This is a genomic window from Halorarum sp. SLYT50, from assembly GCF_059821265.1.
This window is the reverse complement of the sequence record NZ_CM187555.1, coordinates 1769810-1795766: the sequence shown is the minus strand read 5'-3', so window position 1 is coordinate 1795766 and position 25957 is coordinate 1769810. Positions and strand designations below refer to the sequence as shown.

Genomic DNA, 25957 nt, shown 5'->3' with positions numbered 1-25957 from the left:
CGTTCGCCGGCCCCGGTACGTTGACGCCCCCGGTCTCGAATCGTCCACCCTCACGAGATGAGGGGAGCGCTCGACGACGTCTCGGCGCGTGCGAGCGCCGCGTTCGGCCTCGCGAACGGACGACGGGTCGCGCTCGTCAGCGGGGCGCACGCGGTCAACGAGTTCTTCAGCCTCGCGGTCCCGCCGGTCATCCCCTTCCTCGTCGCGGACGCCGGGCTGACGTACGCCCGCGCGGGCCTGCTGGTGTCGGCGTACTTCGCGATGTACGCGGTGTTCCAGCTGCCGGTGGGGTTCCTCGCGGACCGGGTCGCTCGCTCGGGACTCGTCGCCGCCGGGACCGCGGTGATGGCGGCCGGGCTGGTCGTCGCGAGCGCCGCGCCGACGTACGAGGGACTCCTCGCGGGGGTCGCCCTCTCGGGGGTCGGCGGGAGCACGTACCACCCGGCGGGGATGTCGCTCGTCAGCGACCTGGAACCGGACGCGAGCGCCGGGCGGGCGATGGGCGTCCACGAGGTGGCCGGCATCGGGGGGAACCTCCTCGCGCCGGTCGTCGTGGGCGGGGTGGCGTCGCTCGCCGGGTGGCGGACCGGGTTCCGCGTCGCCGGCGCGCTCGGACTCTGTTACGCGGCGGTGTTCGCGGTCGGACTGCGCGTCGGCCCGTCCCCGTCGGGCGGGGGGTCGGCGGCGACCGGGCGAACCGGGGGACGCTCGCTCGCGGCGTCCGTCCCCTCGCTGGCGTCGGTCCGCGCCGGCACGGTTCGCGCGGTGGGGGCGGTGCTCGCCCCCTGGGTACTCGGCCTGGCCCTCCTGAAGTTCGCGTTCACGCTCCAGTCGTACGGCGTGCGGACGTACGCCACCTCGTACGTGACCGTCCGAGCGGGGGCGACGGCGGCGACGGCGAACGCTGTGTTCGCCGCGCTGCTCGTCGGGAGCGCGCTCGCGACGCTGTTGTTCGGGTCGCTCGCGGACCGGTTCGAGCGCCACCGCCTCGTCGCCGCCGCGTTCCTCATCGCGGGCGGGGCGGTCGCCGCGACCGCTCTGCTCCCCGGCCGGGTGGCGCTGCTCCTGCCGTGGTTCTTCCTGCTCGGGACGACGGTGTACGCGGCGCTGCCGGTCGTGAACGCGCTCGTCTCGGAGTACGCCGAGCGGGGCTTCAGCGGCGGCCTGTTCGGCGTCGTCCAGACCGCCTCCGCGCTCGGGGGGGTCGTGGGCCCGGCCGTCTTCGGCGCGCTCGCGGGCCGGACCGGGCTGGCGCGGGCGTACCCGGCCATCGCCGTCGTCCCCGTGGTCGCCGGACTCGTCGTGTTCGCCGTCTCCCGTCGGAACTGAGCGGTCGGAAGGGCCGGTCGTCAGGCGTTCACCGATTCGAGCCGCTGCCCGACGACGACCCGCCCCGTCGCGGTGAGTTCGGTCCCGTCGTCGGTGTCGACCACCAGTCCGTCCTCGGCGAGACCGTTGAGAAGCACTGCGAGCCGCTGGGGGTCGGCGTCGAGCACCGACGCGAGCGACGCGTCGCTCCCCGCGGTGTACAGCGCGACGAGCACCTCCAGTTCCGCCTCGTTCGGCTCCGTCTCCTCGGCCGCGGCGCGCACCTCCGCGTAGCGCAGGCGGACGTACCGGCCGAGGAGGTTCGTCTCCCGACCGGTCGGCAGCCCGATTTCGGAGGTGACGGCGGCGCCGTCGACGACGTGGCGGAACGAGACCACCGGGCGGGGACCGTCGCCGAAGTCGCGCTCCACCCGTTCGACGGCGACGACGGCCGAGAGGGCGACGGAGAACGGGTCGGGACAGTCCGCGAACGAGAACGACCCCGGGGAGACGGTGAGACGCGCGCGGGAGACGGGCGCGTCGGTGACGCGCCCGCCGACCTTCGCGGGGTGGCGCACGCGGACGGTCGACCCGCCGAGCAGCACCCGGAACAGGACCGCCGCGAACCGGTCGATGGTGTCGTCGGTCCCCTCGACGGCCGCGACCCGCCGGGCGTCGCCGTCGCGGTAGGCGACGGTGACGGTGTCGTTGAAGTAGTCGGCCGCCTCCGGGGGAACCTGTCCGACCGTCACGTCGAACACCGACGAGAGCGGAATCGTCTCGCGAGCGTCGGCGGCGGCGAGGACGAGGCGGCGCCGGCTGAGCACGACGCGCCCGCGGGAGGGTTCGTCCGCGCCGGGGGCGGCGAACCGCCCGACGAAGTCGGCGACGGCGGACTCTGCCATACCGACCGGATGCGAGTCGCTCTACTTGACCGTTGCGCGCCCCGTTTCGGCGCTGATAACGGGAGGCGCGGTCGCACGCGGCCGGCGGGAAGCGGACCGAGCGGCGGACGCTCGCCGCGTCCGGCCCGGTCGACCGGTCGAGTCAGTCCGCGTCGACGCCGACCAACCGTTCGACGCGGGCCGCCTCGCTCATCGCGACGGTGCCCGCGAACGCCATGACGAGGACGTAGCCGACGGCGAACGCCGGGACCGTCGCGGCGACCGTCGGGTCCGGCGAGAGGGCCGCCAGCGCCGCGATGACGAGCGAGAACTCGCCGCGGGCGACCAGCGCCAGTCCGGCCCGCAGCGAGCGGCGCCGCGAGAGCCCGTAGAGGCGGCCGCCGAGCGCGCCGCTCACCACCTTCGCCGGGCCGGTGAGCAGGGCCGCGAGCGCGAGCGGTCCGGCGACGGCGGCCACGAGCGCCGGGTCGGTGCGGAGGCCGACCCACGCGAAGAACACCCCGGCGACCGCGTCCCGGACGGGCGCGAGCGTGTCGGCCGCGCGGTCGTGCAGCGGCGTCGCGCCGACGCCCACGCCGACGAAGAACCCGGCGACCGCCTCGCTCGCGCCCACCGCGAGCGCCAGCCCCGCGACCACCAGCGCGACGGCGAGCGTGCGGAGTACGAACTCCTCGTCGCTCCCGTCGAGCACGCGGGCGAGCGGGCGCGCGCCGAACTGCGCGAACAGTGCGACCGCGAGCAGGAACGCCAGCGCGACGCCGATGCGCGTCAGCGCGCTCCCCGCGTCGCCGCCGAGGACGACCGCCGAGGCGAGCGCGAGGTACACCGCGACCACGAGGTCCTCCGCGACGAGCGTTCCGAGCACGGGTTCGGCCTCCGGGTCCGCGATCCAGCCCAGGTCGACCAGCGACTTGGTGATGACCGCCGACGAGGAGACGTAGACGACGCCGCCGAGCAGGAACGCGCCGACGGGCCCCCAGCCGAACAGGAGACCGAGCGCGACGCCGACGGGGAAGTTCACGAGGAGGTCGACCCCCGCGGCCGCCGACAGCCGTCGCCGCGCGGCCAGCAGGCGGTCGAGGCTGAACTCCAGTCCCAGGAAGAACAGCAGGAGCACGACCCCGACCTCCGCGAGGACCGTGACCGCCTCGGAGTCCGCCACGTACGGCAGACCGGCCGCGCCCGCGACGTGCGGGCCGACGACGACGCCCGCGAGGACGTACAGCGGGACGGCGGGGACGCCGACCCGGCGACGAGCGCGCCCGCGACGGCGACGGCGGCGAACAGGACGCCGAGCGCCAGCAGGCCGTTCTCGACCGCCATCAGGCGTCCGCGTCGGCGTCGGACAGGAACGTCGCCTCGAACGCGTCCACCTGCTGGCGCGTGCCGACGACGACCACCGTGTCGCCCGCGTGGACCTCGTCCTCGGGAGGGGGGTTCCCCGTCACCTCCTCCCCGTGTTGGACGGCGATGACGGACGCGCCGGTCCGCTCGCGCACCCGGGCGTCACGGAGCGTGCTGTCCGCGAGCGGGGAGCCGTCGGGGACCGCGAACCACTCCAGCAGCGTGTCGCCGCCGAGGACCGTCTCCATCCCGTCGCTCCTGACCGGCTGGAAGTACGCTCCCTCCAGCACCGTCCCGACGGTCCGGGCCAGGTCGTCGCTCAACTCGAACAGTTTCTCGGCGTCGGCGTCGGCGTCCGCGCGCCGGAACACCTCGCGCTTGCCCGTGTTGTGGGTGACGACGACCAGCCGGGTGCCGTCGCCGAGGTCTATCTCGTGTTTCTTGCCTACCCCCGGGAGGTCTGATTCGTACACCGTCATCGTGAGTCGTGCGCGTGCAGTGGGGCGATTCCGGCTTAAGTGTACGGCGCGGGGTCCCGTCCGGACGGGGGGTGGGAACGGGAAGCCGCGAACGTTTACCCCTGGGACGCACACGTCCGGCCGATGACGCAGTTCCCCGAGTTCGAGGTCGTCCCCGCGGTGGACGTGAAGGACGGCGAGACCGTCCAACTGGTACAGGGCGAACCGGGCACCGAGTCGCGCTACGGCGACCCGGTCGAGGTGGCCGAGCGCTGGGTCGACGAGGGCGCGCGCACGCTCCACCTCGTCGACCTCGACGGGGCGTTCGCCGGCGAGCGGGCGAACGCCCCCGCGCTGGAAGCGGTGGTCGACGCCGTCGGCGAACGGGTCGACGTACAGGTCGGCGGCGGCATCCGCACTCCCGCGGACGCCCTCTGGCTGCTGGACCACGGCGTCGACCGGGTCATCCTCGGCACCGCGGCGGTCGAGAACCCCGACATCGTCGCAGACGTCTCCGAGAAGAAACCGGGGAGCGTGATGGTCAGCCTCGACGCGAGGGCGGGCGAGGTGGTCGTCTCGGGGTGGACCGAGGGGACCGGTCTCGACCCCGCGGAGGCGGCCGCGCGCTACCAGGACCTCGGCGCGGGGTCCATCCTGTTCACCGACGTCGACGTGGAGGGCCAACTGGCGGGCGTGAACCGCGACGCGGTCGAGCGCGTGGTCGACGCGGTGGACGTTCCGGTCGTCGCGTCGGGCGGGGTAGCGACGCTCGACGACGTCCGCGAACTACGGGCGGCAGGCGCCGCCGCCGTCGTCGTCGGGACGGCGCTGTACGAAGGGGAGTTCACGCTCCGGCAGGCGATGGACGCCTGACCCGGAGCGGGGCGATACCGCGTCCCCGGCGGACCCGACCGCCCGCGGGGAAGCCCGGATTCGCGTCCGCTCACCCGGTCGGTCGACCGCTCAACTGGCGGGAGACGAACGCGACGGCGAGGGTGTTCGCGAGGGCCATGAGTGCCATGCCGGCCACGAGACCGGCCAGCGTCGCCGACGAGAGCGACAGGGACCCACCCGCGAACGCCAGCATCGCCGGGAGTTCTGAGCGCATCGCGTCGGATTGAAACCACCTCGAGGGTATTGAAATCAAGGCAGACGACCGTCCGACGCCCGTCCGTCCGGAGTCACACCCGGATAACGCTCGTGGCCGACGGTCGGGCGCGACCGTCCCCGCCGCGCGGTCCGCAACGGTCTTGGCCCGTCCGGCCCGAACACCGACGATGAGCGACCGCACGGCCGCCGTCGCGCGCGAGACGGCGGAGACGGACGTCGAACTCACGCTCGCGCTCGACGGCGACGGCGAGAGCGAGGTCGAGACGGGAATCGGCTTCTTCGACCACATGCTCGGCTCGTTCGCCAAGCACGGGCTGTTCGACCTCACGGTCCGGTGTGACGGCGACACGGAGATAGACGACCACCACAGCGTCGAGGACGTCGCCATCGTCCTCGGGGAGGCGTTCGCGGAGGCGCTCGGCGACAAGCGCGGCATCCGGCGTTACGCCGACCGGCGCGTCCCGCTGGACGAGGCGGTCGCGAGCGTCGTCGTCGACGTGGCCGGCCGGCCGTACGTCGGGTTCGACGGCTCGTTCTCGCAGGACCGGGTGGGCGGCCTCACCAGCGACATGGCGCGCCACTTCGCCTACTCGCTGGCGATGAACGCGGGGGTGACGCTGCACGCGGAGATAGAGCGGGGAGAGAACGCCCACCACGAGGTGGAGGCGCTGTTCAAGGCGCTCGCGCGGGCGCTCGACGACGCGACCCGGCTGGACGAGCGGCGGAGCGACACCCCGAGCACGAAGGGCGACCTGTAGGGGGCGCGGGTCGGAGCGGGTTCTCGGCCCGACCTCAGGCCTTCCGCAACTGGCCGTCCTCTTCGACCAGTACGTCGCGCTCGACGGCGTAGTCGACGATGTCGTTCGCCTCGCCCGCGTCGAGGTCGTACGCGCTGCCCGCCAGGTCGACCACCTCCGCGCGGTCGACCGGGAACTCGCGGTTGCCGAGCAGGCGCATCACCTGCCGGAACCCCTCGGGTTCCTCGGATTCTTCGGACTCCGTCGGGTCGGCGGAGTCCCCGCCGGACGTCTCGGCGGCGTCCTCGTCGTCGGTCGGGGCGTCCTCGTTCGCGTCGTCCGCGAGTTGCGCCTCCCGTTGGCTGGCGTCGATGATGACCGCGTCGTCGGCGGGCAGGCCGGGGTTCTCCGAGCGAGCATCCGCCTGCGCGTCGTCCTCCTGGTCGGAGCGAGCGGCGTCGGCGTCCCCGCTCTGGGACTCCCCGCCCGCGGGCGGCGGCGCGCCGGCCGTTCCGGCCGCGGTCCCGCCGTCGGCCGCGCTGCCGGAGCCGACGCGGGCGAGCAGGGGGGCGAGAACGCCGTCGAGCGTCTCCCGACAGTTCGGACACAGCACCACGCGCACCTGCTCTGCGGGCGACGGGTCGAGGTCGGCCGGGAGCACCTCGTACGCCCCGGCGGCCGCCGCGCCACAGAAGTCGCAGTCGAGTTCGCGCATGTCCGGTCTCTCGCCGGCCGGGACTATGGTTCTTCTGCCGGCGGCGGCGAGGCGGCCGGTGCGCGGGCGGTTGGCGGGGAGTTTCGCTCCCCCGCCCCCGGCACTCCCGGCCGAGAGCGAACCGTTATGGCCCGTCGCCCGCCACCAGTCGGACGACGGATGTTCGACGAGATAATGGGGAAGTTCGAGGGGTCGCCGAGCCAGCAGGCGGTCATCAGGCTCCTCTTGGAGCGGGGGTTCTCCGTGAACGACGAGGGGCGGGTGGTCTCGGGGGGTATCGAGATACCGAACACGGGCATCGCGCGCGAGGCTGGGGTCGACCGTCGGGTCGTCGACGCGACGACCGACGCCGTCCTCGCGGACGACGAACTCCGGCGCGTGTTCGGGAACATCACCTCCATCCCGAGCCTGATGGACCTCGCCCCGGTGCTCGACCTGACGGTGCTCACCGTCGAGGTGGGCGACCCCGACGCGTCTGGCATCGTCGCCGAGATAACCGGGATGCTCGCGGACGCGGACATCTCGCTGCGGCAGGTGCTCTCGGACGACCCGGAGTTCGCGGACGACCCCAAACTGTACATCATCACCGACGGCGAGGTGCCGGGAGACCTGCTGGTGGAGATACGCGAGTTGCCGTACGTGCGGAGCCTGGAGTTCTGAAGGAAACCTCGAGAGCCGCTCTCCGCGGTAGTCCGTCGGTCGGACGCGGTGAGCGAACCGACACCCTCTTCGCGGTCGGTGCCCGAGCGCCGCCATGGACGACGCCGCCGCCACCGCGACCCGGTTCATCGGCGTGCAGGCGGCCGCAGTGGCCGCCGCCATCCACCTCATCGAGGGGCTGCCGCGGCTGGCGGTGTACCTCCCGCTGCTCTCGTTTCGCGACCCGCGGCCGTACCTGTTCGTCCCGTCGGGCCTGCTGCTGCTCGGTATCGCCGCCGCGGTGCTGTACGGCTCCCGCCACCGACGGCTCTACTCGCTCGCGGCCGGCGTGATGGCGACGTACGTTGCCGGCTACGCCTGGTGGCACCTCACGGGTCACGGCGGACTCGTCCCGACCCACGGGACGACCGACCCGGTCGGCGAGATACTCGCGCACCTCGCGGTCGACCCGCCGGCGCTCGTCGCGTTCGCCGCGGAACTCGTCGGCGTCGTCGCGTTCCTCGTGCTGTTCGTCGCCGACCCCGAGGTCGGAACGGGCGGGGAGGACGCGACCACCGACGCGGGACCGAACGCGGACGGGTGACCCAAACCCTAATCCTCTGCCGCCGCGGACGAACGCCCGGGTATGTCGGACACTGAGCCGTACCGCACGGTCGGCGGGCGTGCGTCCGCCGAGTTCGCCGTCCGCGGCTCGCGGTTTGTCGGCCACCTCGCGCCCGCCGACACCGTCGCCGAGGCGGAGTCGGTGGTCGACGAGGTGCGCGCGGAGTACGACGACGCGACCCACAACGTCCCCGCCTACCGCGTCCCCGCGGAACCGCCCGGCGAGGCGCGGGGGCCGGCGACTGGCGAGCCGATGCTCCGGGAGTACTCGGGCGACGACGGCGAACCCACGGGGTCGGCGGGCAAGCCCGCGCTGAACGTGCTCCAGCAGGAGGACGTCCGCAACGTGGTGGCCGTCGTCACGCGCTACTACGGCGGGACGAACCTCGGGGTCGGCGGTCTCGCGCGGTCGTACTCGCGGGCGGTGAAGGAGGGGCTCGACGCCGCGGGCGTCGTCGAGGAGGTCCCGCACGAGCGCGTCCGGGTCACGACCGAGTACGACGACTCGGGGACCGTGCGCGGGATTCTGGAGAGCGCGGGCGTCGAGTTCGACGCGGCGTACGAGACGGAGGTCACCTTCGAGGCGCGCGTCCCGGTGGACGCGGCGGCGCGGCTGCGCGACAGGCTCCGGAGCGCGACGAGCGGGCGGGTCGACATCGACTGAGGGGACCGTCCCCGGTCGTCCGACGCCCCGGGGGACCGGCGCGGCGGGAGCGTGTCCGCGTGACCGGGGGACGTAGATTCACGGCCCCCGCGTGCCAACGGCGGTCGTGAGCGAACACGACGGACACAACGGACACGACGAACGCGTCGCCGTCGTCGGCGGCGGCATCGTCGGCTCGTCGGTCGGCTACCACCTGGCGCGCGCGGGCGTCGAGACGGTGTTGTTCGACCGGGCCGACGAGGGGCGCGCCACCGACGCCGGCGCGGGCATCGTCTCGGCGGCGACGAGCAGCCGGACCGACTCGGACGCCTGGTTCGAACTCGGCATCCGCGCGGCGGACTACTACCCCGACCTGGTGGAGCAACTCGAGGCCGCCGGCGCGACCGACCACGGCTACGCCGAGTGCGACCTGCTGAGCGTCGCGTTCGACGAGGACGAACTGGACCCGTTCGCCGAGGCGAAGGCGCGCACCGAGCGCCGGGCCGAGTCGCACGGCGCGCCCGAACCCGGGAGCTTCGAGGAGATATCCCCGGCGCGGGCCCGCGAGTTGTTCCCGCCGCTCGGCGACGCGGAGCGGGTCGTGCGGTACCGCGACCGGGGGCGCGTCGACGGGTGGGCGTTCACGAGCGCGCTCCGCGAGGCGGGCGAAGGGCACGGACTGACCGTCGAGTCCGCCGACGTGACGGACCTGTGCGTCGAGAGCGGCGCGGTGACGGGCGTCGTCGCCGACGGCGAGGACCGCGAGTTCGACGCCGCCGTCGTCGCCGGCGGGGCGTGGTCGGGCGCGTTCGCGGAGACGCTCGGCCTCCCCGTCCCGGTCGACCCCCAGCGGGGGCAGATACTCCACGTCGACGTGGACGCAGACACGAGCGACTGGCCCATCGTCAGCCCGTTCCGGCACAAGTACCTGGTGTCGTGGCCAGACGGCCGCGTGGCGGTCGGCGCGACCCGCGAGGACGGCACCGGGTTCGCCCCCCACGCCACGGTCGGCGGGCTGTACGACGTGTACGGCGAGACGCTCCGCATCGCTCCCGGCCTCGCGGACGCCCGCCCGCGCGAGGTGCGCGTGGGCCTGCGGCCGATCTCGCGCGACGGACTCCCGCTGCTCGGTCCGGTGCCGGACGTGGACGGCGCGTACCTCGCGACGGGGCACGGCCCGACGGGGCTGACGCTCGGCCCGTACAGCGGCCGGGTCGTCGCCGAGACCGTCCGGGGGGCGACGCCCGACGCCGACATCTCGGCGTTCGACCCCGGACGGTTCGCCTGAACCGGAGCACCTGCTCCACCCGAACCACTCGAACCATCCGAACCATCCGAACCATCCGAACCATCCGAACCATCCGAACCATCCGAACCATCCGAACCATCCGAACCATCCGAACCATCCGAACCATCCGAACCATCCGAACCATCCGAACCATCCGAACCATCCGAACCACCCGCATGGTCCGATTCGTCCGGACCACCCCTCACCACTCCAGCACGACGCCGAGCGCGTCGGTCCGGTCCCGGAGCAACCGTTCGTACGCCCCGGGGGCGTCCCGGGCGTCGACGCGGTGACTGACCAACGGGGCGACGTCGAGGCGGCCGGCCGCGAGGGAGTCGAAGAACAGTTCGTAGTGCTGCGCGTGGGTCCACCGCGACTGGGCGTACGAGTGGCCGTCCTCCCGCCGCGGCGGCGCGTGCGACGAGCCGTGTGCCCCGATTATCTCGTAACTCGGGGCGTTACAGTGGTCGTGGAGGTTGAGCTCCGTCGACCCCCGGGGGCTGGAGAGCACGACCAGTCGCCCGCACGGCCGCAGGACGTCGAACTCGTCCGCGACCGCGTCGGGGACGCCGGTGACCTCGAACACGACGTCGGCGACCCCGTCGCGCGCGGCGTCGTCGACGGCCGTCGCGGGGTCGGTCACGGCGGGGTCGTACCCCGTGATGGTCTCGTCCTCGACCAGGTAGTCGAGCCGCGACGCCGCGAGGTCGAACCCGACGACCGAGCGCGCGCCGGCGAGCCGGCAGACCCGGGCGGTGAGTTGACCCAGGAGTCCCAGCCCGTACACCGCGACGTCCTCGCCCCACGCCAGCCGGCTCCGGCGGACGCCGTTCATCACGATGCCCGCGATGGTGAAGAACGCGGCCGTCTCGGACGCCAGACCCTCGGGGACCGGGACGCACAGCCCCGCTTCGGGGTCGATGGTCGAGTAGCGCGCGTGCGGGGCGTGGGTGGCGACCCGGCGCCCGACCCACGACTCGTCGGCGTCGCGGCCGGCGTCGACGACGGTGCCGACGTTACAGTAGCCCGCGGTGAACGGGTACGTCCCGTACTCCGCCCACTGCGACCCCTCGGGGAAGTCGCCGGACAGGACGGTGAGTTCCGTTCCCGTGCTGACGAGCGAGCGCTCGGTCTCGACCAGCACCTCGGTCGGTTCGGGCGTCGGAACGTCCGCGTCCCGGACGACCACGCGCTCGGGTTCGGTGAAGACGACGGTTTCGTTGGGCACGGGGAGGGGTAGTCGGTCGCGCGTAATGAGTGTAGGTCACACGCCACACGAACCCGACGCACCGGCACGACGCCGCCGGGTCGGGGCGGCGGTGGAGTCGACGAGCGGGAAACGAGGGGTGACGCCACCCACCACGGAGCGAGCGAGGCTTCCGCCTTCCGAACGGCTTTCCCCCGCCACGTTCACGCCGGCGTATGGAGCCGATGCAGGCGAGCGACTACCACGACATCGCCAGGCCGAGCGACCCGCGGCTCTCGCCCGACGGCGAGCGGGTGGCGTTCGTCCGGACCGCCCCCGACGGCGACGAGGAGTACGAGTCGTCGGTGTACCTCGTCCCCGTCGACGGGAGCGAGGAGCCGCGGCGGCTCACGCTCGCGGAGGGGGCCGACGCGGAACCGCGGTTCTCGCCGTCGGGCGACCGCCTCGCGTTCACCTCGACGCGCGGGAAGGACGACGACACCCAGCAGCTCTGGGTGCTCCCGCTCGGCGGCGGCGAGGCACGGCAGGTGACGAACGTCGTCGGCGGCGTCTCGTCCATCGCGTGGAGTCCGGACGGGAGCCGCATCGCCTTCCTCCAGCAGGTGACCGTCGAGGACCGCGAGGGGGGGCGCGACGAGTGCGCACCCGAGGAGTACGAACCCGAGGAGCCCGACCCGCGCGTCATCGACCGGACGGTGTACCGCTCGGCCCAGCGCTACTTCGACGGGAAGCGACCGCAGGTGTACCTGGTCGACGTCGAGGCGGCGACGGCCGACGACGCGGACGGCACCGACGGCAGCAGTGGAATCACCCGCGTCACCGAGGCCGACTACGACCACGCCGACCCGACGTGGGGCGACGAGGGGACGCTGTACTTCACGGCGCGACAGGTGGGCGACGACCCGGACGACGACCTGCGCTACGACATCGTGGCGTACGACACCGACGCCGGCGAACGCGAGGACGTCCACCGCTCGTCGGGGTGGGGCGCGGCGCTCGCCGTCACCGAGGACGACCGCATCGCACACCTCTACACCGACGAGGAGCGGTCGACGCTCAAACCGACCGAACTCCACGTGTACGACCGCGCGGCCGACGAGACGCGCGACGTCACGGCCGGAATCGACCGCACGCTCGGCTTCGGGGCGGCCCCCCAGTGGGGACCCGGCGAGGAGACGCTGTACTTCACCACGCCCGACGAGGGTGCGACGGCGCTGTGGGCCGCCCCGGGCGACGCGAGCCGGGAACCCGAGCGGGCGTACCGCGGCGGCGAGGTGACGGGCGCGCGCGTCGGCGAGTCGGTCAGCGTGCTGACGAGGAGCGAGTGGGACCACCCCGGCGACGTGTTCGCGCTCGTCCACGGGAGGAGCGGCCTCACCGACGGAGCGGAGGAGCGCCGGCTCACCGAGTTGAACGCCGACCTGCTCGGCCGGGTGACGGTCGGCGAACCCGAGGAACTCGCGTTCGAGTCCGAGCAGGGGCCGGTCGAGGGGTGGGTGCTCACGCCGCCCGGGTTCGGGGAGGACGGAGACGAGACGTACCCGATGGTCGCGGAGGTCCACGGCGGTCCGCACGCGATGTGGACGACCAGCGGGACGGTGTGGCACGAGTTCCAGACGCTCGCGGCGCGCGGCTACGTCGTCTTCTGGTCGAACCCCCGCGGCTCCACGGGCTTCGGCGAGGAGTACGCGGCGGCCATCGAGCGCGACTGGGGGACCGTCACGCTCACGGACGTGCTGGCGGGCGTCGAGACGGTCGCCGACCGGGAGTACGTCGACGAGTCGAACGTCTTCCTCACCGGCGGGTCGTTCGGCGGCTACCTCACCTCGTGGGCGGTCGGCCGGACCGACTCGTTCCGCGCGGCCGTCTCCCAGCGGGGCGTGTACGACATGACGGGCTTTTACGGCTCGACCGACGGCGCGTACAAACTAATCGAAGGGGACTACGACACGACGCCCTCGGAGGACCCCGAGTTGCTCTGGGAACAGTCGCCGGTCGCACACGCCCACGAGGTGGACACGCCGACGCTGGTGCTCCACTCGGACGAGGACTACCGGACGCCCGCGAACACGGCGGAACTGTTCCACCGCATCCTCCGCAAACACGGCGTCGAGACGCGGCTGGTGCGCTACCCGCGCGAGGGGCACGAACTGTCGCGCTCGGGCGAACCCGCCCACGTGGTCGACCGCATCGAGCGCATCGCGCGCTGGTTCGACGGCTACAGCGACCACCACGACGCGGAGAAGGCGCTCGACCGTCCGGCGAACGACGGGTTGAGCGCCGGCGAGGACGACGGAGGGGACGACGGTCCGGACGGCGACGACGGACCCCGGCCCGAGACGACAGGGGAGACCGACCCGGAGGTCAGTCGACGATGATGTCCTCGTCGCCCTCGACGGTCGCCCGGGCGCCCGCGCGCATCTCCGACTCGTAGCGGGCGATCCAGTCGGCGAAACAGGTGGGACAGAGCCGCTGTTCGTCCACGTTCGACCGGTCGACCGAGAGCCGCACCGTGCGCGCGAGCGCGTCGGCGACCGGGTCGCCGCAGGCGTCACAGGAGTCGGCCATGGTGTAGCGTGCGAGAGCCACCGGCATAGGCGTTGCCTCGGACCGCGCCGCCGGCGGGGTCACGCGTCGGGCGCGCCGTCCCGGTCACGTCGTCCGGAACGCGCGGTCGCCCGCGTCGCCGAGTCCGGGGACGATGAACCCCTCGTCGTTGAGGTGGTCGTCGATGGCGACGGTCAGCAGGTCCGCCTCGGGGAACGACTCGCTCACCCGGACCAGCCCGTCGGGCGCCGAGACGGCCGAGAGGACGATGAGCCGCTCCGGGTTGGCCCCCTGCGAGAGCACGTGGTCGAGCACCGCGCACATCGTCGACCCGGTGGCGAGCATCGGGTCGGCGACGATGACCGTGTCGTTCGGCGTCACGTCCGGGAGCTTCGTGTAGTCGATCTCGATGGGGAACGTGCCATCCTCGCTCATGCCGGCGTCCTCGTTGCGGCCCGCCGAGATGACGCCCTGTTTCGCGCGGGGGAACGCCTTGAGCAGGCCCTCGACGAACGGCGTGGCGGCCCGGAGGACGTTCACGATGACCACGTCGTCGAGCCCCTTCACCCGCTCGCCGGTCGTCTCCGCGAGCGGCGTCTCGATGGAGACGAACTCCGTCTCCATCGCCCCGTCGATGACCTCGTAGCCGCAGATGCGGCCGAGTTTCACCAGTCCCTTCCGGAACGCCACCTGTTCGGTGTTCACGTCCCGGAGTTTCGAGAGGGTGTCCTTCGCGAGCGCGTGGGTGATGAGGTGCGCGTCGCCGCGTTCCTCGATGGGCATGCGTCGGGGTCGCGCTCGTGGCGACATAAATCCCGACCAATCCCGCGCGTCGGCGGCTCGGACGCCGGTCTCGCCGTTCGGTGCGGACCGACGCGGGGACGGACGGTCGGCGCCCGCCGCGTCCGCCGGCGGGCGCCCGGCCTCGGCGGCGAGCCGCCGGAGGTTCGACTATTGACGAACCCGAATACGACGCGTGCGCCCCGGAATCCCGGGAGTCGAAACGCTTACCCGGATTTCGGGCGGCGATTCACGTGGTATGACGAAAGTTAGCATCATCGGCGCGGCCGGCACGGTCGGGGCCGCGGCGGGCTACAACCTCGCGCTCCGGGACGTGGCGGACGAACTGGTGTTCGTCGACATCCCGGACATGGAGGAGACGACGGTCGGACAGGCGGCCGACACCAACCACGGCATCGCGTACGACTCGAACACCCGGGTCCGGCAGGGGGGCTACGAGGACACCGAGGGGTCGGACGTCGTCGTCATCACCGCGGGCATCCCCCGAAAGGAGGGCCAGACGCGCATCGACCTCGCGGGCGACAACGCGCCCATCATGGACGACATCGGCTCGTCGCTCGCCGAGTACAACGACGACTTCGTCTCCGTCACCACCTCCAACCCAGTCGACCTGCTCAACCGCCACCTCTACGAGTCGGGCGACCGCGACCGCCACAAGGTCGTCGGGTTCGGCGGTCGCCTCGACTCCGCCCGCTTCCGGTACGTCCTCTCCGAGCGGTTCGACGCGCCCGTGAAGAACGTCGACGCCACGATTCTGGGCGAACACGGCGACGCGCAGGTCCCCGTCTTCTCGAAGGTGCGCGTGAACGGGCGCGACCCCGAGTTCGACGACGGCGAGCGCGAGGAGATACTCGCGGACCTCCAGGAGTCCGCGATGGACGTCATCTCGCGCAAGGGCGCGACCCAGTGGGGTCCGGCGACGGGCGTCGCACACACCGTCGAGGCCATCCTCCGCGACACGGGCGCGGTCCTCCCGGGGAGCATCGTGCTCGACGGCGAGTACGGCTACGAGGACACCGCGTTCGGCGTCCCGGTGAAACTCGGCTCGGACGGCGTCGAGGAGGTCGTCGAGTGGGACCTCACCGACTACGAGGCCGACCTCATGGACGAGGCCGCGGAGAAACTCCGCGAGCAGTACGACGAGATATCGTAACGCGGGACGGCCCCCCCGCTCGCGCCACTCGGTCGGCGGCACCGAGTCGGTCGCGGGTCGCTCGTCGGTCCCGTCGGTCGTTCTCCCGCGGCGACCGACGGGTTCACGTCGTCCGCTGCGGAACCCATCGAGCGAATGTCCGCCACCGATGTCGACACGCGTCGCCTCGGCGTCTTCCTCGCGGTCACGTTCGGCGTCTCGTGGGCGACCGCCGGCGTCATCTACGCGACCGGCGGGCTGTCGGTCAGCCCGCCGGTGCTCGGGCCGCTGACGCTCGCGGGCGTGCTGCTCCCCACGGCGTACATGTTCGGCCCGGCCGTCGGCAACGTCGTCACGCGACTCCTCACCGGCGAGCGACGGCGGGACCTCCGTCTGCGCCCGAGTCCGAGGGGGCACCTGCGGGTGTACGCCGCGATGTGGTTCGGACCGGTCGTGCTGGTGGTGCTCGGCGCGCTCGTCTTCTTCGCGGCGTTCCCGGCGACGTTCGACCCGTCGATGCGGGCGTACGCCGAGGGCCTCGGGGCCGCGGGCGTCGACCTCGACCCGACGACGCTCGTGGCGATTCAGGTGGTGAGCGCGCTCACCGTCGCGCCGCTCGTCAACGCGCTGTTCGCGTTCGGCGAGGAGTTCGGCTGGCGGGGGTACCTCCTGCCGAAACTCCTCCCGCTGGGCGCCCGCCGGGCGACGCTGCTCCACGGCGTCGTCTGGGGCGTCTGGCACTGGCCGCTCGTCGGGATGGGCTACGAGTACGGCTTCGGCTACCCCGGCTTCCCGTGGGTCGGGATGGTCGCGTTCCTCCCGTTCACCGTCGCGCTCGGCGTCTGCTTCGCGTGGGCGACGCTCCGCGAGGGGAGCGTCTGGCCGGCGTCGGTCGGGCACGGCGCGGTGAACGCCGTCGCGGGACTCGCGCTCGTCGCCGTCCGGGGGAACCCCAACCCCCTCCTCGGGCCGCTCCCGGTCGGCCTGCTCGCGGTCCTCCCGTTCGTCGCCGTCGCCGCCGTCCTCCTCGCGCGCAGCGACGTGCTGACCGACCGAGCCGGCACTTCAGTGCGAACGTGAGGAGGACCCCGGGCGCGGTGGCGACACCGACCGACTCGTCGCCCTGCTCGTACGTCCCCGGCACCGCCTCGGTGGCGAGCGAGGCGACGACCGCGCCGCCCGCGAACGCCCGACGACGGGGAGCGGCCGACGCCCCCGGACCTACAGCCGCTCGGTCAGGGTCCGCGCGGTCTTCGCCCCGACGCCGTTCACGTCCGTGAGGTCCTCGGTCGAGGCGGCGCGGACGTTCTCGACCGAGCCGAACCGGCGGAGGAGGCGGCGGCGCGTCTCCGGGCCGACGCCGGGCACGTCGTCGAGCACCGTCGAGACGTCGTCTCGGAGCGTCTGGTGGTACTGGACCGCGAAGCGGTGCGCCTCGTCGCGCACCCGCTGGAGCAGGTGGAGGTGGGGGGCGTCCGACGGCCAGTCGCGCACCCCGTCGTCGATGACGACCCTCTCCTCGGCCTTCGCCAGCGCCACCGCCGGCACGTCCCAGCCGACCTCCGCGAGCGCGTCCCGCGCGGCGGCGAGTTGCCCCTCGCCGCCGTCGACGAGCAGCAGGTCGGGGTCCGGGCGGTCGTCGCGGCCCTCGACGGCCCGCTCGGCCCGCCAGCGAATCAGCTCGCACATGTTCGCGTAGTCGTCGTTGCGGTCGGTGAGCTTCTTCCGGCGGTAGTCGGCCTTCTCCGCGGCGCCGTCGACGAAACAGACGTTCGAGCCGACGACGTGTCGCCCCTGGCCGTGGCTCACGTCGAACCCCTCGACGCGCTCGGGCCGGGCTCCGTCCAGGACGCCGCCGAGCGCGTCGCCGAGCGCCGCCGTCGCGTCCGCTCGGGTGGGACCCTGTCGGGCGTTCTTCAGCGCGAGGTCGACCAGCTTCGCCTCCCGGCCGGCGCCGGGGACGCGCACGTCGACGCCCTCCGCGGCGAGCCAGTCGAGCACGTCCGCGTCGGTCGGCCGCTCCGAGAGCAGGACCGCGTCGGGAAGCTCCCGCTCGGCGTAGTACTGCACGAGGAACGCCCCGAGCACCTCCGCGACCGGACTGCCCGCCTCGGCCGGGTCGTCGCCCGCGCTCGCGGGCGCGTCGAGCGTGTGCCGCGAGCGGTCGACGAGCTGTCCGCGCTCGCTGTGGAGGCGCGCGACGACGGCGGCGTCGCCCTCGACGGCCGCGCCGAGCACGTCCACCGTCCGCTCCTCGTCGCGGGAGTCGACGGCCTCCTCGCCCGCGCCGTGGAACGACTCGACCGCGGTCAGCTTGTCGCGGAGGTTGGCCGCGCGCTCGAACTCCTCGTCCTGTGCGGCCGCCTCCATCGCGCGACGGAGCGGGTCGGCGAGCACGCCCGTCTCCCCCTCGAAGAACCGGACGACCGACTCGGCGTCGCTCCGGTAGTCGGCCTCGGCGATCTCTCCCGTGCAGGGGGCCGAGCACAGCCCCATCTCGTAGTCGAGACAGGGCCGCTCGCGCCCGCTGTACTTGTGGTCCGAACAGCCGCGCAGGCCGTACGTCTCCCGGACCGCCTTCACCACCGTCTCCACCCGTCCCTTGTCGGTGTAGGGCCCGAACACCGTGGCCCCCTCCTCGGGGTCGCGGGTCACCTCGATTCGAGGGACGGAGTGGTCGGTGAGTTGGACCAGCGGGTACGACTTGTCGTCCTTCAGGCGGACGTTGAACCGCGGCCGGTGACGCTTGATGAGGTTCGCCTCGAGCAACAGCGCCTGCGTCTCCGTGTCGGTGACCGCGAACTCCAGCCGGTCCGCCCGTCCCACCATGCGAGCGACGCGCCCCGAGCGGGGGTCGGCGTACGACCGGACCCGCGCCCGGAGGTCGACCGCCTTCCCCACGTACAGGACCGCCTCGCCCCGGTGGAACAGGTAGACGCCCGGGTCGCGGGGGAACTCGCCGGCCCGCTCGCGGACGGCGCTCGCGTCCATCGTGAGACGACAGGCGCTCCGCGCGTTTGAGGGTGACGCGTCCCCCCAGATATCACAGCGGATACCCGGGGAGAAACGTTAAGGCGGACTCGTAGAGCGATGGGCGGTATGCTGTCTCTGGTCGGTCGCATTCGAGACTGGTTCACGCGGGGTGAGAGCGCCGTCACCGACGGCGGTGTCGCGGTGGGGGAGAGCGTCGACGCCGCGTCGGCCCCGGGTGCGCCGGGAGCCGACGCCGACGGCGAACTCAACGTCGACGACGACGTGTTGCTCGACGGCGTCGGGTCGCCGGTGTTCATGCTCGACGCGAGCGGCGAACTCGTCGCGTGGAACGCCGCCGTCGCGGACCTGACGGGCGTCGGGGCCGCGGAGGCTATCGGCCACTCGCACTCGAGCGAGATGTTCTACCCCGACGGGCGCCGGACCCAGACGCTCGCGGACAGGGTACTGGCCGCCCCCGAGAGCGCGCACCGCGAGTACGACGTCGAGTTGACCGACGAACGGCTGTCGCTGTACGCCGACGAGGGCGAGATGGTCGACCGGCACGGCGAGGAGCGGTACGTCTCGTTCACCGCGATGCCGCTGTACGAGGACGGCGAACTGGTCGCCGTCATCGAGACGGTCCGCGACCACACCGAGCAGGTCCGCAGACAGGAGGCGGTCGAGGCGCTCGTGGACGAACTCCAGGGGACGCTCCGCGCGCTCGTGAACGGACGGCTCGACGCCCGCGCGGAGTTCGACGACGCCGAGCGCCGACTCGACGACCGCCTGCTGGGGGTCGTCGACGAACTCAACGAGATGGCCGCGGCGTTCGAGGACACGGCGACGGGCGTCGACGACCAGACGAGGCGTCTGGAGGAGGCCGTCGAGGAGGCCGCGGACGCCGCCGAGAGCATCGCCGGGAACGTGCGCGAGCAGAACGAACTGCTCACCGAGGGCGTCAGCGAGATGCAGACGTTCTCCGCGTCGATGGAGGAGGTGGCCGCGACCGCAGAACAGGTCGACGCCGCCGCAGAACAGGCCCGCGACGCCGCGACCGAGGGGCTCGACGCCTCCGAGGACGCCAGCGAGGCGACGGCGGACGTGACGGACATCGGCGAGGAACTCGTCGACTCCGTCACCGACCTCGGCGAGCGGATGGACGACATCGAGGCGGTCGTCGAGGTCATCTCCGACGTGGCCGAGCAGACCAACCTGCTCGCGCTGAACGCCAACATCGAGGCCGCCCGCGCGGGCAAGGACGGCGACGGGTTCGCCGTCGTCGCCGAGGAGGTAAAGACGCTCGCCGACGAGACCCGTCAGCACACCGAGCAGATAACCGAGAACATCGACCAGCTCCAGACGCAGACCGACTCGACGGTGGGCGCCGCGAAGGAGAGCCGCCAGCAGATCGACCACGCGGCCGACCAGATCGACGACGTGTTGACGGCGTTCGACGACATCGCGGCCGCCATCGACCAGGCGGCCGACGGCATCGGCGAGGTGTCGCGCGCGACCGACGACCAAGCGGCCACGGTCGAGGAACTCACGGCGACCATCGAAGACGTGCGCGAACGAGCCGAGGAGACCGAGTGCGCCGCCGACCGCATCGTCGCGGCGACGGACCAGCAGACCGGGGCCATCGACGACCTCTCCGAGCGGGTGCGGGAACTCCGCGGACGCGACGGTACGCCGGAGCGAGCGTCCGGCGGCGGCGGGAACGAGCGGGTTCGGACGGACGGTCAGTTCCGGTTCGAGTAGCCGCACGCCGTCGAAGACCGGCGACCGGCGGGGGCGCCCTTTTTCCACCCCACTCCCGTAGCCGCCGCCATGCGACTCTGGCTGGTCGAGCGGGAGTACGACGCCCGGCAGACCGTCACGCTCGTCTACGCGACGCCCGACGGGGAGCGGCAGTACCGACGGCAGGCGTCGGTCGAACTGCTCGGGCGGGAGCCGACGACCGCCGCGACCGACCGCGACGAGGCCGACCTCGACCCCGTGACCGACGAGGAGACGCGCGACCGCTACGCGTCGGAGGCGGCGCGGATGGCCGAGCGGCACGACCCGGACGACGAGGTGTGAGAGGGGGCCGACCGAGAACGCGACCGCCGGGGCTGGGGACGGTCGGAGGGTCGACCCGCGGGGACCGTCAGGGGGACGCGCTCAACACCAGTTCTCGAGGACCGGCGCGTCGCGCGACTCGACGGAGAGCCACGCGTCGTCGCACGCGATGTCGGCGATGACGAACTCGGAGCTGTCCTCGTCGACCGACGCCATCACTTCCGGTTCCGTGCACTGGTCGGGCATGCATGCTACTCCCTCCCACTCACTGATAAACTCGTCGTATTAGTTCTCGAAGATGAAACCGCCGCTCGCGTCGGAGCGGTCCGTGCCCGGTCGTCGACCGGTGTCGGAGTTTACAAGGGTGCGGGACGAGACGCGGTGGTATGAACGTTGCCGACGCGATGACCCCCCGGTCGGAGCTCGTGACGGTGTCGCTCCCGGGCGGCCGCGACGACGTGCTCTCGTACTTACAGGAGTACCGGTTCTCGTCCGTTCCCGTGGTCAAGGGAGAGGGCGACGAGGAGACGTACCGCGGGCTAGTCTCGCGCGACGACCTCATCGAACGGCCCGACGAGGACCAGTTGGCCATCCTGATGCGCGAGGTGCCGACGCTGACGCCCGGCACGAACCTCCGCGACGCCGCCCAACTCATGCTCGGCGAGGGGATGCGCCGGCTCCCGGTCGTCGAGGAGGACGACGGCGGACGGCTCGCGGGCATCATCACCGTGACCGACCTCATCGACGCCGTGGCGCGCGGCGACGTGGAGACGGACGCGACGTGCGGCGACGTCGCCGCGGACGAGGTGACCACCGCGTACGTCGGGACGCCGCTCACCGTCGCCGAGCGGCAGTTGTACTTCGCGAACGTGCCGTACGCCGTCGCGCTCGACGAGGAGGGCGACATGTCGGGGATGTTGACCGAGGTGGACATCATCGACGTGGCCCGCGTGGTCGAAGGAGTCGACGACACCGGCGACTCCATCGCGAACGAGGACGACGAGTGGAAGTGGGAGGGCATCAAGGCCGTCGGGAGCGCGTACATCCCGACCCGGAACGTGGAGATTCCCGTCGACCCGGTCTCGGAGTTCATGACCGAGGACGTCATCACCGTCTCGCGTCGCCGCTCGGTCCGGGAGGCCGCACAGGAGATGATATCGAACGACATCGAGCAGATTCCGCTCGTGACCGGCGGCGACCTCGCGGGCATCGTCCGCGACGTGCACGTGCTGGCGGCGCTGTAGCCGGCGGACGCGGGCGGCCCGAGGGACGGATGACGACGCGTTTCTCGCTCGCTCCGTGCGCGATGGATACGGGGTGTCGTCCGGTCGCCGCCCCGGAGATGCCGACCGCGCGCGTCGGTCGGACCGCTCATTACCGCGTGGGCGAGATATCAGCCGAGGACCGACACGGATGCGCGTACTACTCGTCCCAGAACTGTACCGGCCGGGGGAGGCCAGCGCGAACGCCACGCTCAACGACGCGGTGACGTGGGTGGAGCAGTGGCTCCGCATCGACGACTCGCTCCACGTCTACTGGCTGTTGCCCCACCGCGGGGACGCGAACTACGACCGCACGGACGTGTTCGCGGACCGCGACCGGGTGACGCTCGTCGAGGCCGACCCGTTCATGCACGACACGTCGACCCGACACCTGTTCACCGAGGGAGGGTACTCCGAGGACCAACTGCGCGAACTCCGCCGCCGGATATACGACCAGTTGGGGTACGTGGACGTCGTGGTCGACCAGTTCCGGAACGGCCGGAAGGAGTTGTACAAGTGGCTGCTGTACCTCTCGGGCCACCGCGCCGGGCAGCCGAACCCGTTCGACGTCGTCGTCAACGTCCACGACCTGATGCTCCCGTTCAAGTACACCGACGACGGCTACCGCGACGACTACCACCGCCTGCTGGAGTCCATCGAGGCGGTCCTTGCGGACGGACTGTGGTTCAAGGCGAAACTCGACCGGGACGAACTCCCGCTGTTCGCGCGGCGGGTGCTCCTGGAGGGTCCGCTCGAGGCGGCGCTCGAGGCGTCCGTTCTCACGAACAGCCCCATCGACTTCGACCGGTTCAACGAGCGGTACAGCGAGCGGCCCCGGTGGTTCCACGTCGCCGGGTCGAACTGGGAGAAGAAGCGCCAGGACATCGTGATGGACGTCGCGACGATGCTCCACGAGGAGTACGACATCGGCACCGTCATCACGAGCATGGGCGACGTCCCCGAGAAGTACGCCTCCCTGCCGTGGGTCAAGGCGTACCCGGAGGCGTCGCGGAAGCTGTACGAGGAGATGCTCGCCACGGGCGACCTCGCCGTCTGTGCGACCGAGTACGACACGCTGGCGCGGACGTGGTTCGAACAGGCCGCCTCGGGGCAGGTGCTCGTCCTCCGCGACGAGCCCTGGATATACGACTGCGTCCCCGAGGACCACCCGCTCGTCGCCCCCGTCGAGGAGTTGGAGTCGACGGTCCGGTGGGTCGTCGAGCACTGGGACGACGCCGTCGCGCTCAACCGACGGCTCGTCGAGCACGTCCGGCAGGTGCGCAGCCCCGAGCGGACCGGCCGCGTCACGCACGACGACATGGTCTGGCGGGTGGCCGCGAAACTCGACGCGTACGAGCGGCCGAAGCGGGCGGCGTTCCGACGGGCCATCGGGGCGGCCGAGGACACCGTCGCGCTCGACGCACTCGACGAGGCGGGCGCGGATTACACGACCGACGGCGAGCCGCTGCTGGAGCAGTCGTGGTGCGGACTGGCCGACCTCGTGTTCGGACTCCGGCAGGCCGGCTACGCCGACACCGGCAACCCCGGGACGCCCGTGTTCCGGCGCGAACAGCCGTCGAGCGAGGGGTCGACCGCGGGTGCGGCGGGCGCGACGACCGCGCGGGAGCGGCCGGACCGCGACCCGTCGTAACCGCGGCGGTACCGTGTCAACCCTCCGCGCGGTGTCGGTGCGCTTAACAGCGTCGTGTGGATACTGGCGGGCATGACCGACGCCGACGCGCGCGGCCCGGGTGCCGCGAACCCCCGACGACGGTGGTCCCCATGAGCGAGCGCGAGGAGTCGACGCCCGCGCCGACCGACCGGAGCGAGGCCATCACCGAACTCGCGAAGCGACGCGGCTTCTTCTTCGGGTCGAGCGGCGCGTACGGCGGCGTCGCCGGCTTCTACACCTACGGCCCGGAGGGCGCCGCGCTGAAGGACAACCTCGAGTCCGCGTGGCGCGACCGCTTCACCGTCAGGCAGGGCAACTTCGAGATCGAGGCGCCGACGGTGATGCCGGAGGCCGTCTTCGAGGCGTCGGGCCACCTCGACGGCTTCGACGACATGCTCGTAGAGTGTCCCGAGTGCGGCACCTCCCACCGGGCGGACCACCTCATCGAGGGCGCGACGGACATCGAGGACGCCGAGGCGCTCCCCATCCCGGAGGTGGAGGAACTGCTGCGGGAGCACGACGTCCGCTGTCCGGCGTGTGACGCGCCGCTCGCGGGCGAACCGGTCGAGGAGTTCAACCTGATGTTCGAGACGAGCATCGGCCCCGGTTCCGGTCAACCGGGCTACCTCCGGCCGGAGACGGCGCAGGGCATCTTCGTGGAGTTCCCCCGGCTGAAGGAGTACGCGCGCAACCGGCTCCCGTTCGGCGTCACGCAGGTCGGTCCCGCCTACCGCAACGAGATATCGCCGCGGCGGGGGCTGGTCCGCGTGCGGGAGTTCACGCAGGCGGAACTCGAGCAGTTCATCGACCCCGAGACGGACGAACCGCCGCTCTCGGAGGTGGAGGACGTGGAGGTGGCGCTGTACTCCGCGGACGCGCAGGACGGCCCCGACGGCGAGGCGTCCGTCACGACCGTCGGCGAGGCCGTCGAGGACGACGTCATCGCCTCCGACTGGGTGGCCTACTACCTCGGCGTCGCCCAGGAGTGGTACGAGCGGGTCGGCGTCGACCCCGACCGGTTCCGCTACCGCCAGCACCTGCCCGGCGAACTCGCCCACTACGCGGCCGACTGCTGGGACGCCGAGAGCGAGGTGGACGGCGACTGGATAGAGATAACCGGCTTCGCGTACCGCGGCGACTACGACCTCTCGAAGCACGCCGAGCACAGCGGCGAGTCGTTCACCGTGTTCCGCCAGTACGACGAACCGCGGACGGTCGAGCGCGCGACGGTCGACCCGGACATGGCGACGCTCGGCCCCGAGTTCGGCGGTGCGGCCGGCGACGTGGCCGACGCGCTGGAGACGCTCGCGGCGCGCGACCCCGGCGCGTTCGACGCCGAGGCGGTCACCGTCGAGGTGGACGGCGAGGAGCACGCCGTCGCGACCGACGTGGCGAACTTCTCGGTCGAGGAGGTGACCGAGAACGGCGAGCACATCACCCCCCACGTGGTCGAGCCGTCGTTCGGCGTCGACCGCATCGTCTACACGCTCATCGACCACGCCTACGAGACCGACACCGTCGACGGCGAGGAGCGGACGTACCTCGCGCTCGACCCGGAACTCGCGCCGACGCAGGCCGCGGTGTTCCCGCTCGTCTCGAACGAGCAGCGCCTGCTCGACCTGGCCGACGAGGTGGTGACGGACCTCCGCGCGGCCGGCCTCTCGGTGACGTACGACGACTCCGGCTCCATCGGCCGGCGCTACCGCCGACAGGACGAGGTCGGCACGCCCTTCTGCGTCACCGTCGACCGCGACGGCGTCGAGGGCGAGGGCGACCCGACGGTGACGCTGCGCGACCGGGACACGACCGCGCAGGTCCGGCTCCCGGTGGCGGCGCTCGCGGAGACCCTCGCGTCGCTCCGCGAGGGCGAGACGTCGTTCGACGCGGTGCTCGAGGCGCACGAGCGGGTCGAGTGACGTGAGCAGCGAACTCGCTCGACGGGCGGTCCACGCGTCGGGGACCACGCTTCCGGCGTCGTACCTGCTCGGACTGGTGACGTGGGCGCAGTTCCGCCTGCTGTTGCTCGCGCTCACCGGCCTGGTGTTCGTCCTGGAGTTCCTGCGACTCGTCGTCGGTCTCGACCACTGGGTGTACGACAGGCTCACCCGGAGCTACGAGGCCGAGAACGTCGCGGGCTACGCGCTGTTCATGGTCGCGTTCACCGTCGCCGCGTTCGCGTTCCCGCCCCCGGTGGCGGTCCCGGCGATGCTGATGCTCTCCATCGGCGACCCCATCTCGGGGCTGCTCGGGTCGAACGACGCGGGGACCGCGAAGGAACTCGGCGTGCTCGCGGTCATGTTCCTGGTCTGTTTCGCCATCGCGGTGCCGTTCACCGGCCGCGACCACTCCGTCGCGACCGGGGTCGCCGCCGCGGCCGCCGGTGCGCTCGGCGCGACGCTCGCCGACGGTCTCAAGCCCGTCATCGCGGGGTACGTCGTCGACGACAACCTCACCATCCCCCCGTCCGCCGGCGTCGGGATGACGCTCGTGTATCTGGTCGCCGGGGCCTGAGAGGACGGCGACGCGAGCGCGAC

Annotated in this window: 25 protein-coding genes and 1 pseudogene; 16 read left to right on the top strand and 10 right to left on the bottom strand. The window is 72.3% G+C overall.

Features of this window, described 5'->3' with window-relative positions:
* Positions 1–57: 57 nt before the first annotated feature.
* Complete coding sequence (locus tag AC6RUA_RS09425) at positions 58–1329, top strand: MFS transporter (RefSeq protein ID WP_499812765.1); 1272 nt, start codon at positions 58–60, stop codon at positions 1327–1329.
* A 20-nt stretch (positions 1330–1349) separates the two neighbouring features.
* Here the strand turns inward: AC6RUA_RS09425 and AC6RUA_RS09420 are convergent, their stop codons facing one another.
* The 3 genes and pseudogenes from AC6RUA_RS09420 to AC6RUA_RS09410 form a co-directional block, all read right to left on the bottom strand.
* Positions 1350–2213: a CheF family chemotaxis protein gene (locus AC6RUA_RS09420; protein ID WP_499812764.1), complete on the bottom strand. Its 864-nt coding sequence runs from the start codon at positions 2211–2213 to the stop codon at positions 1350–1352.
* Between the two features lie 142 nt (positions 2214–2355).
* Positions 2356–3536: pseudogene (locus tag AC6RUA_RS09415) on the bottom strand (cation:proton antiporter).
* A complete protein-coding gene (locus tag AC6RUA_RS09410; RefSeq protein ID WP_499812763.1) occupies positions 3536–4036 on the bottom strand; it encodes a cation:proton antiporter regulatory subunit in 501 nt (166 codons plus the stop codon). The pseudogene AC6RUA_RS09415 and the gene AC6RUA_RS09410 overlap by 1 nt, the downstream one beginning before the upstream one ends.
* Positions 4037–4159: 123 nt before the next feature.
* On the opposite strand from AC6RUA_RS09410, the gene hisA reads away from it, so the two are divergent.
* Complete coding sequence (hisA, locus tag AC6RUA_RS09405) at positions 4160–4888, top strand: 1-(5-phosphoribosyl)-5-[(5-phosphoribosylamino)methylideneamino]imidazole-4-carboxamide isomerase (RefSeq protein WP_499812762.1); 729 nt, start codon at positions 4160–4162, stop codon at positions 4886–4888.
* Between the two features lie 70 nt (positions 4889–4958).
* Here the strand turns inward: hisA and AC6RUA_RS09400 are convergent, their stop codons facing one another.
* Positions 4959–5123, bottom strand: a complete 165-nt coding sequence (locus AC6RUA_RS09400) for a hypothetical protein (RefSeq protein ID WP_499812761.1) — start codon at positions 5121–5123, stop codon at positions 4959–4961.
* A gap of 169 nt (positions 5124–5292) precedes the next feature.
* Here AC6RUA_RS09400 and hisB point away from each other — a divergent pair, with 169 nt between their 5' ends.
* Positions 5293–5883: an imidazoleglycerol-phosphate dehydratase HisB gene (hisB, locus tag AC6RUA_RS09395; RefSeq protein WP_499812760.1), complete on the top strand. Its 591-nt coding sequence runs from the start codon at positions 5293–5295 to the stop codon at positions 5881–5883.
* 34 nt (positions 5884–5917) lie between these two features.
* On the opposite strand, the gene AC6RUA_RS09390 is transcribed toward hisB, so the two are convergent.
* Positions 5918–6577 carry a DUF8528 domain-containing protein gene (locus AC6RUA_RS09390; protein WP_499812759.1) on the bottom strand — a complete coding sequence of 220 codons (660 nt, stop codon included), beginning with the start codon at positions 6575–6577 and terminating at the stop codon, positions 5918–5920.
* Positions 6578–6736: 159 nt separating this feature from the next.
* On the opposite strand from AC6RUA_RS09390, the gene trpY reads away from it, so the two are divergent.
* From trpY to AC6RUA_RS09370, 4 genes are all read left to right on the top strand, one after another.
* On the top strand, positions 6737–7237 hold the full coding sequence (gene trpY / locus AC6RUA_RS09385) for a TrpY family transcription regulator (RefSeq protein ID WP_499812758.1): 501 nt from the start codon (positions 6737–6739) through the stop codon (positions 7235–7237).
* Positions 7238–7331: 94 nt separating this feature from the next.
* Positions 7332–7820 carry a hypothetical protein gene (locus tag AC6RUA_RS09380; protein WP_499812757.1) on the top strand — a complete coding sequence of 163 codons (489 nt, stop codon included), beginning with the start codon at positions 7332–7334 and terminating at the stop codon, positions 7818–7820.
* A gap of 42 nt (positions 7821–7862) precedes the next feature.
* Positions 7863–8504, top strand: coding sequence for an IMPACT family protein (locus AC6RUA_RS09375; RefSeq protein ID WP_499812756.1), 642 nt, complete (start codon positions 7863–7865; stop codon positions 8502–8504).
* Between the two features lie 106 nt (positions 8505–8610).
* On the top strand, positions 8611–9771 hold the full coding sequence (locus tag AC6RUA_RS09370) for an NAD(P)/FAD-dependent oxidoreductase (RefSeq protein WP_499812755.1): 1161 nt from the start codon (positions 8611–8613) through the stop codon (positions 9769–9771).
* Positions 9772–9973: 202 nt separating this feature from the next.
* Here the strand turns inward: AC6RUA_RS09370 and AC6RUA_RS09365 are convergent, their stop codons facing one another.
* On the bottom strand, positions 9974–10999 hold the full coding sequence (locus AC6RUA_RS09365; RefSeq protein ID WP_499812754.1) for a zinc-dependent alcohol dehydrogenase: 1026 nt from the start codon (positions 10997–10999) through the stop codon (positions 9974–9976).
* A 194-nt stretch (positions 11000–11193) separates the two neighbouring features.
* On the opposite strand from AC6RUA_RS09365, the gene AC6RUA_RS09360 reads away from it, so the two are divergent.
* Positions 11194–13356: a S9 family peptidase gene (locus AC6RUA_RS09360; protein WP_499812753.1), complete on the top strand. Its 2163-nt coding sequence runs from the start codon at positions 11194–11196 to the stop codon at positions 13354–13356.
* Here AC6RUA_RS09360 and AC6RUA_RS09355 read toward each other — a convergent pair.
* Both AC6RUA_RS09355 and upp read right to left on the bottom strand, forming a co-directional pair.
* The gene (locus AC6RUA_RS09355; RefSeq protein ID WP_499812752.1) at positions 13343–13546 is read right to left on the bottom strand and encodes a DUF7569 family protein; all 204 of its coding nucleotides are present in this window, start codon (positions 13544–13546) and stop codon (positions 13343–13345) included. The two genes, AC6RUA_RS09360 and AC6RUA_RS09355, sit on opposite strands and share 14 nt — an antisense overlap.
* Positions 13547–13630: 84 nt before the next feature.
* Positions 13631–14308 carry a uracil phosphoribosyltransferase gene (gene upp / locus AC6RUA_RS09350; protein ID WP_499812751.1) on the bottom strand — a complete coding sequence of 226 codons (678 nt, stop codon included), beginning with the start codon at positions 14306–14308 and terminating at the stop codon, positions 13631–13633.
* A gap of 256 nt (positions 14309–14564) precedes the next feature.
* Between upp and mdh the strand changes: the two genes are divergently transcribed.
* Positions 14565–15479: a malate dehydrogenase gene (mdh, locus tag AC6RUA_RS09345; protein ID WP_499812750.1), complete on the top strand. Its 915-nt coding sequence runs from the start codon at positions 14565–14567 to the stop codon at positions 15477–15479.
* Between the two features lie 135 nt (positions 15480–15614).
* Entirely contained in the window at positions 15615–16538 is a 924-nt protein-coding gene (locus AC6RUA_RS09340) for a CPBP family intramembrane glutamic endopeptidase (protein WP_499812749.1), read from the top strand.
* 141 nt (positions 16539–16679) lie between these two features.
* Here the strand turns inward: AC6RUA_RS09340 and AC6RUA_RS09335 are convergent, their stop codons facing one another.
* Positions 16680–18449: an excinuclease ABC subunit C gene (locus tag AC6RUA_RS09335; protein ID WP_499812748.1), complete on the bottom strand. Its 1770-nt coding sequence runs from the start codon at positions 18447–18449 to the stop codon at positions 16680–16682.
* Between the two features lie 108 nt (positions 18450–18557).
* Between AC6RUA_RS09335 and AC6RUA_RS09330 the strand changes: the two genes are divergently transcribed.
* Together AC6RUA_RS09330 and AC6RUA_RS09325 are read left to right on the top strand one after the other, a co-directional pair.
* Positions 18558–20189 carry a methyl-accepting chemotaxis protein gene (locus AC6RUA_RS09330; RefSeq protein WP_499812747.1) on the top strand — a complete coding sequence of 544 codons (1632 nt, stop codon included), beginning with the start codon at positions 18558–18560 and terminating at the stop codon, positions 20187–20189.
* A gap of 69 nt (positions 20190–20258) precedes the next feature.
* Positions 20259–20510 carry a DUF7967 family protein gene (locus AC6RUA_RS09325; protein ID WP_499812746.1) on the top strand — a complete coding sequence of 84 codons (252 nt, stop codon included), beginning with the start codon at positions 20259–20261 and terminating at the stop codon, positions 20508–20510.
* A gap of 81 nt (positions 20511–20591) precedes the next feature.
* Here AC6RUA_RS09325 and AC6RUA_RS09320 read toward each other — a convergent pair whose 3' ends face one another.
* Entirely contained in the window at positions 20592–20735 is a 144-nt protein-coding gene (locus tag AC6RUA_RS09320) for a DUF7556 family protein (RefSeq protein WP_499812745.1), read from the bottom strand.
* Positions 20736–20875: 140 nt separating this feature from the next.
* On the opposite strand from AC6RUA_RS09320, the gene AC6RUA_RS09315 reads away from it, so the two are divergent.
* The 4 genes from AC6RUA_RS09315 to AC6RUA_RS09300 all read left to right on the top strand — a co-directional run bounded on the left by AC6RUA_RS09315 (position 20876) and on the right by AC6RUA_RS09300 (position 25934).
* Positions 20876–21733 carry a CBS domain-containing protein gene (locus AC6RUA_RS09315; protein WP_499812744.1) on the top strand — a complete coding sequence of 286 codons (858 nt, stop codon included), beginning with the start codon at positions 20876–20878 and terminating at the stop codon, positions 21731–21733.
* Between the two features lie 169 nt (positions 21734–21902).
* Positions 21903–23402 carry a glycosyltransferase family 1 protein gene (locus AC6RUA_RS09310; RefSeq protein WP_499812743.1) on the top strand — a complete coding sequence of 500 codons (1500 nt, stop codon included), beginning with the start codon at positions 21903–21905 and terminating at the stop codon, positions 23400–23402.
* A gap of 131 nt (positions 23403–23533) precedes the next feature.
* On the top strand, positions 23534–25339 hold the full coding sequence (gene glyS, locus AC6RUA_RS09305; RefSeq protein WP_499812742.1) for a glycine--tRNA ligase: 1806 nt from the start codon (positions 23534–23536) through the stop codon (positions 25337–25339).
* A gap of 1 nt (position 25340) precedes the next feature.
* Positions 25341–25934: a dolichol kinase gene (locus AC6RUA_RS09300; protein WP_499812741.1), complete on the top strand. Its 594-nt coding sequence runs from the start codon at positions 25341–25343 to the stop codon at positions 25932–25934.
* Positions 25935–25957 lie beyond the last annotated feature (23 nt).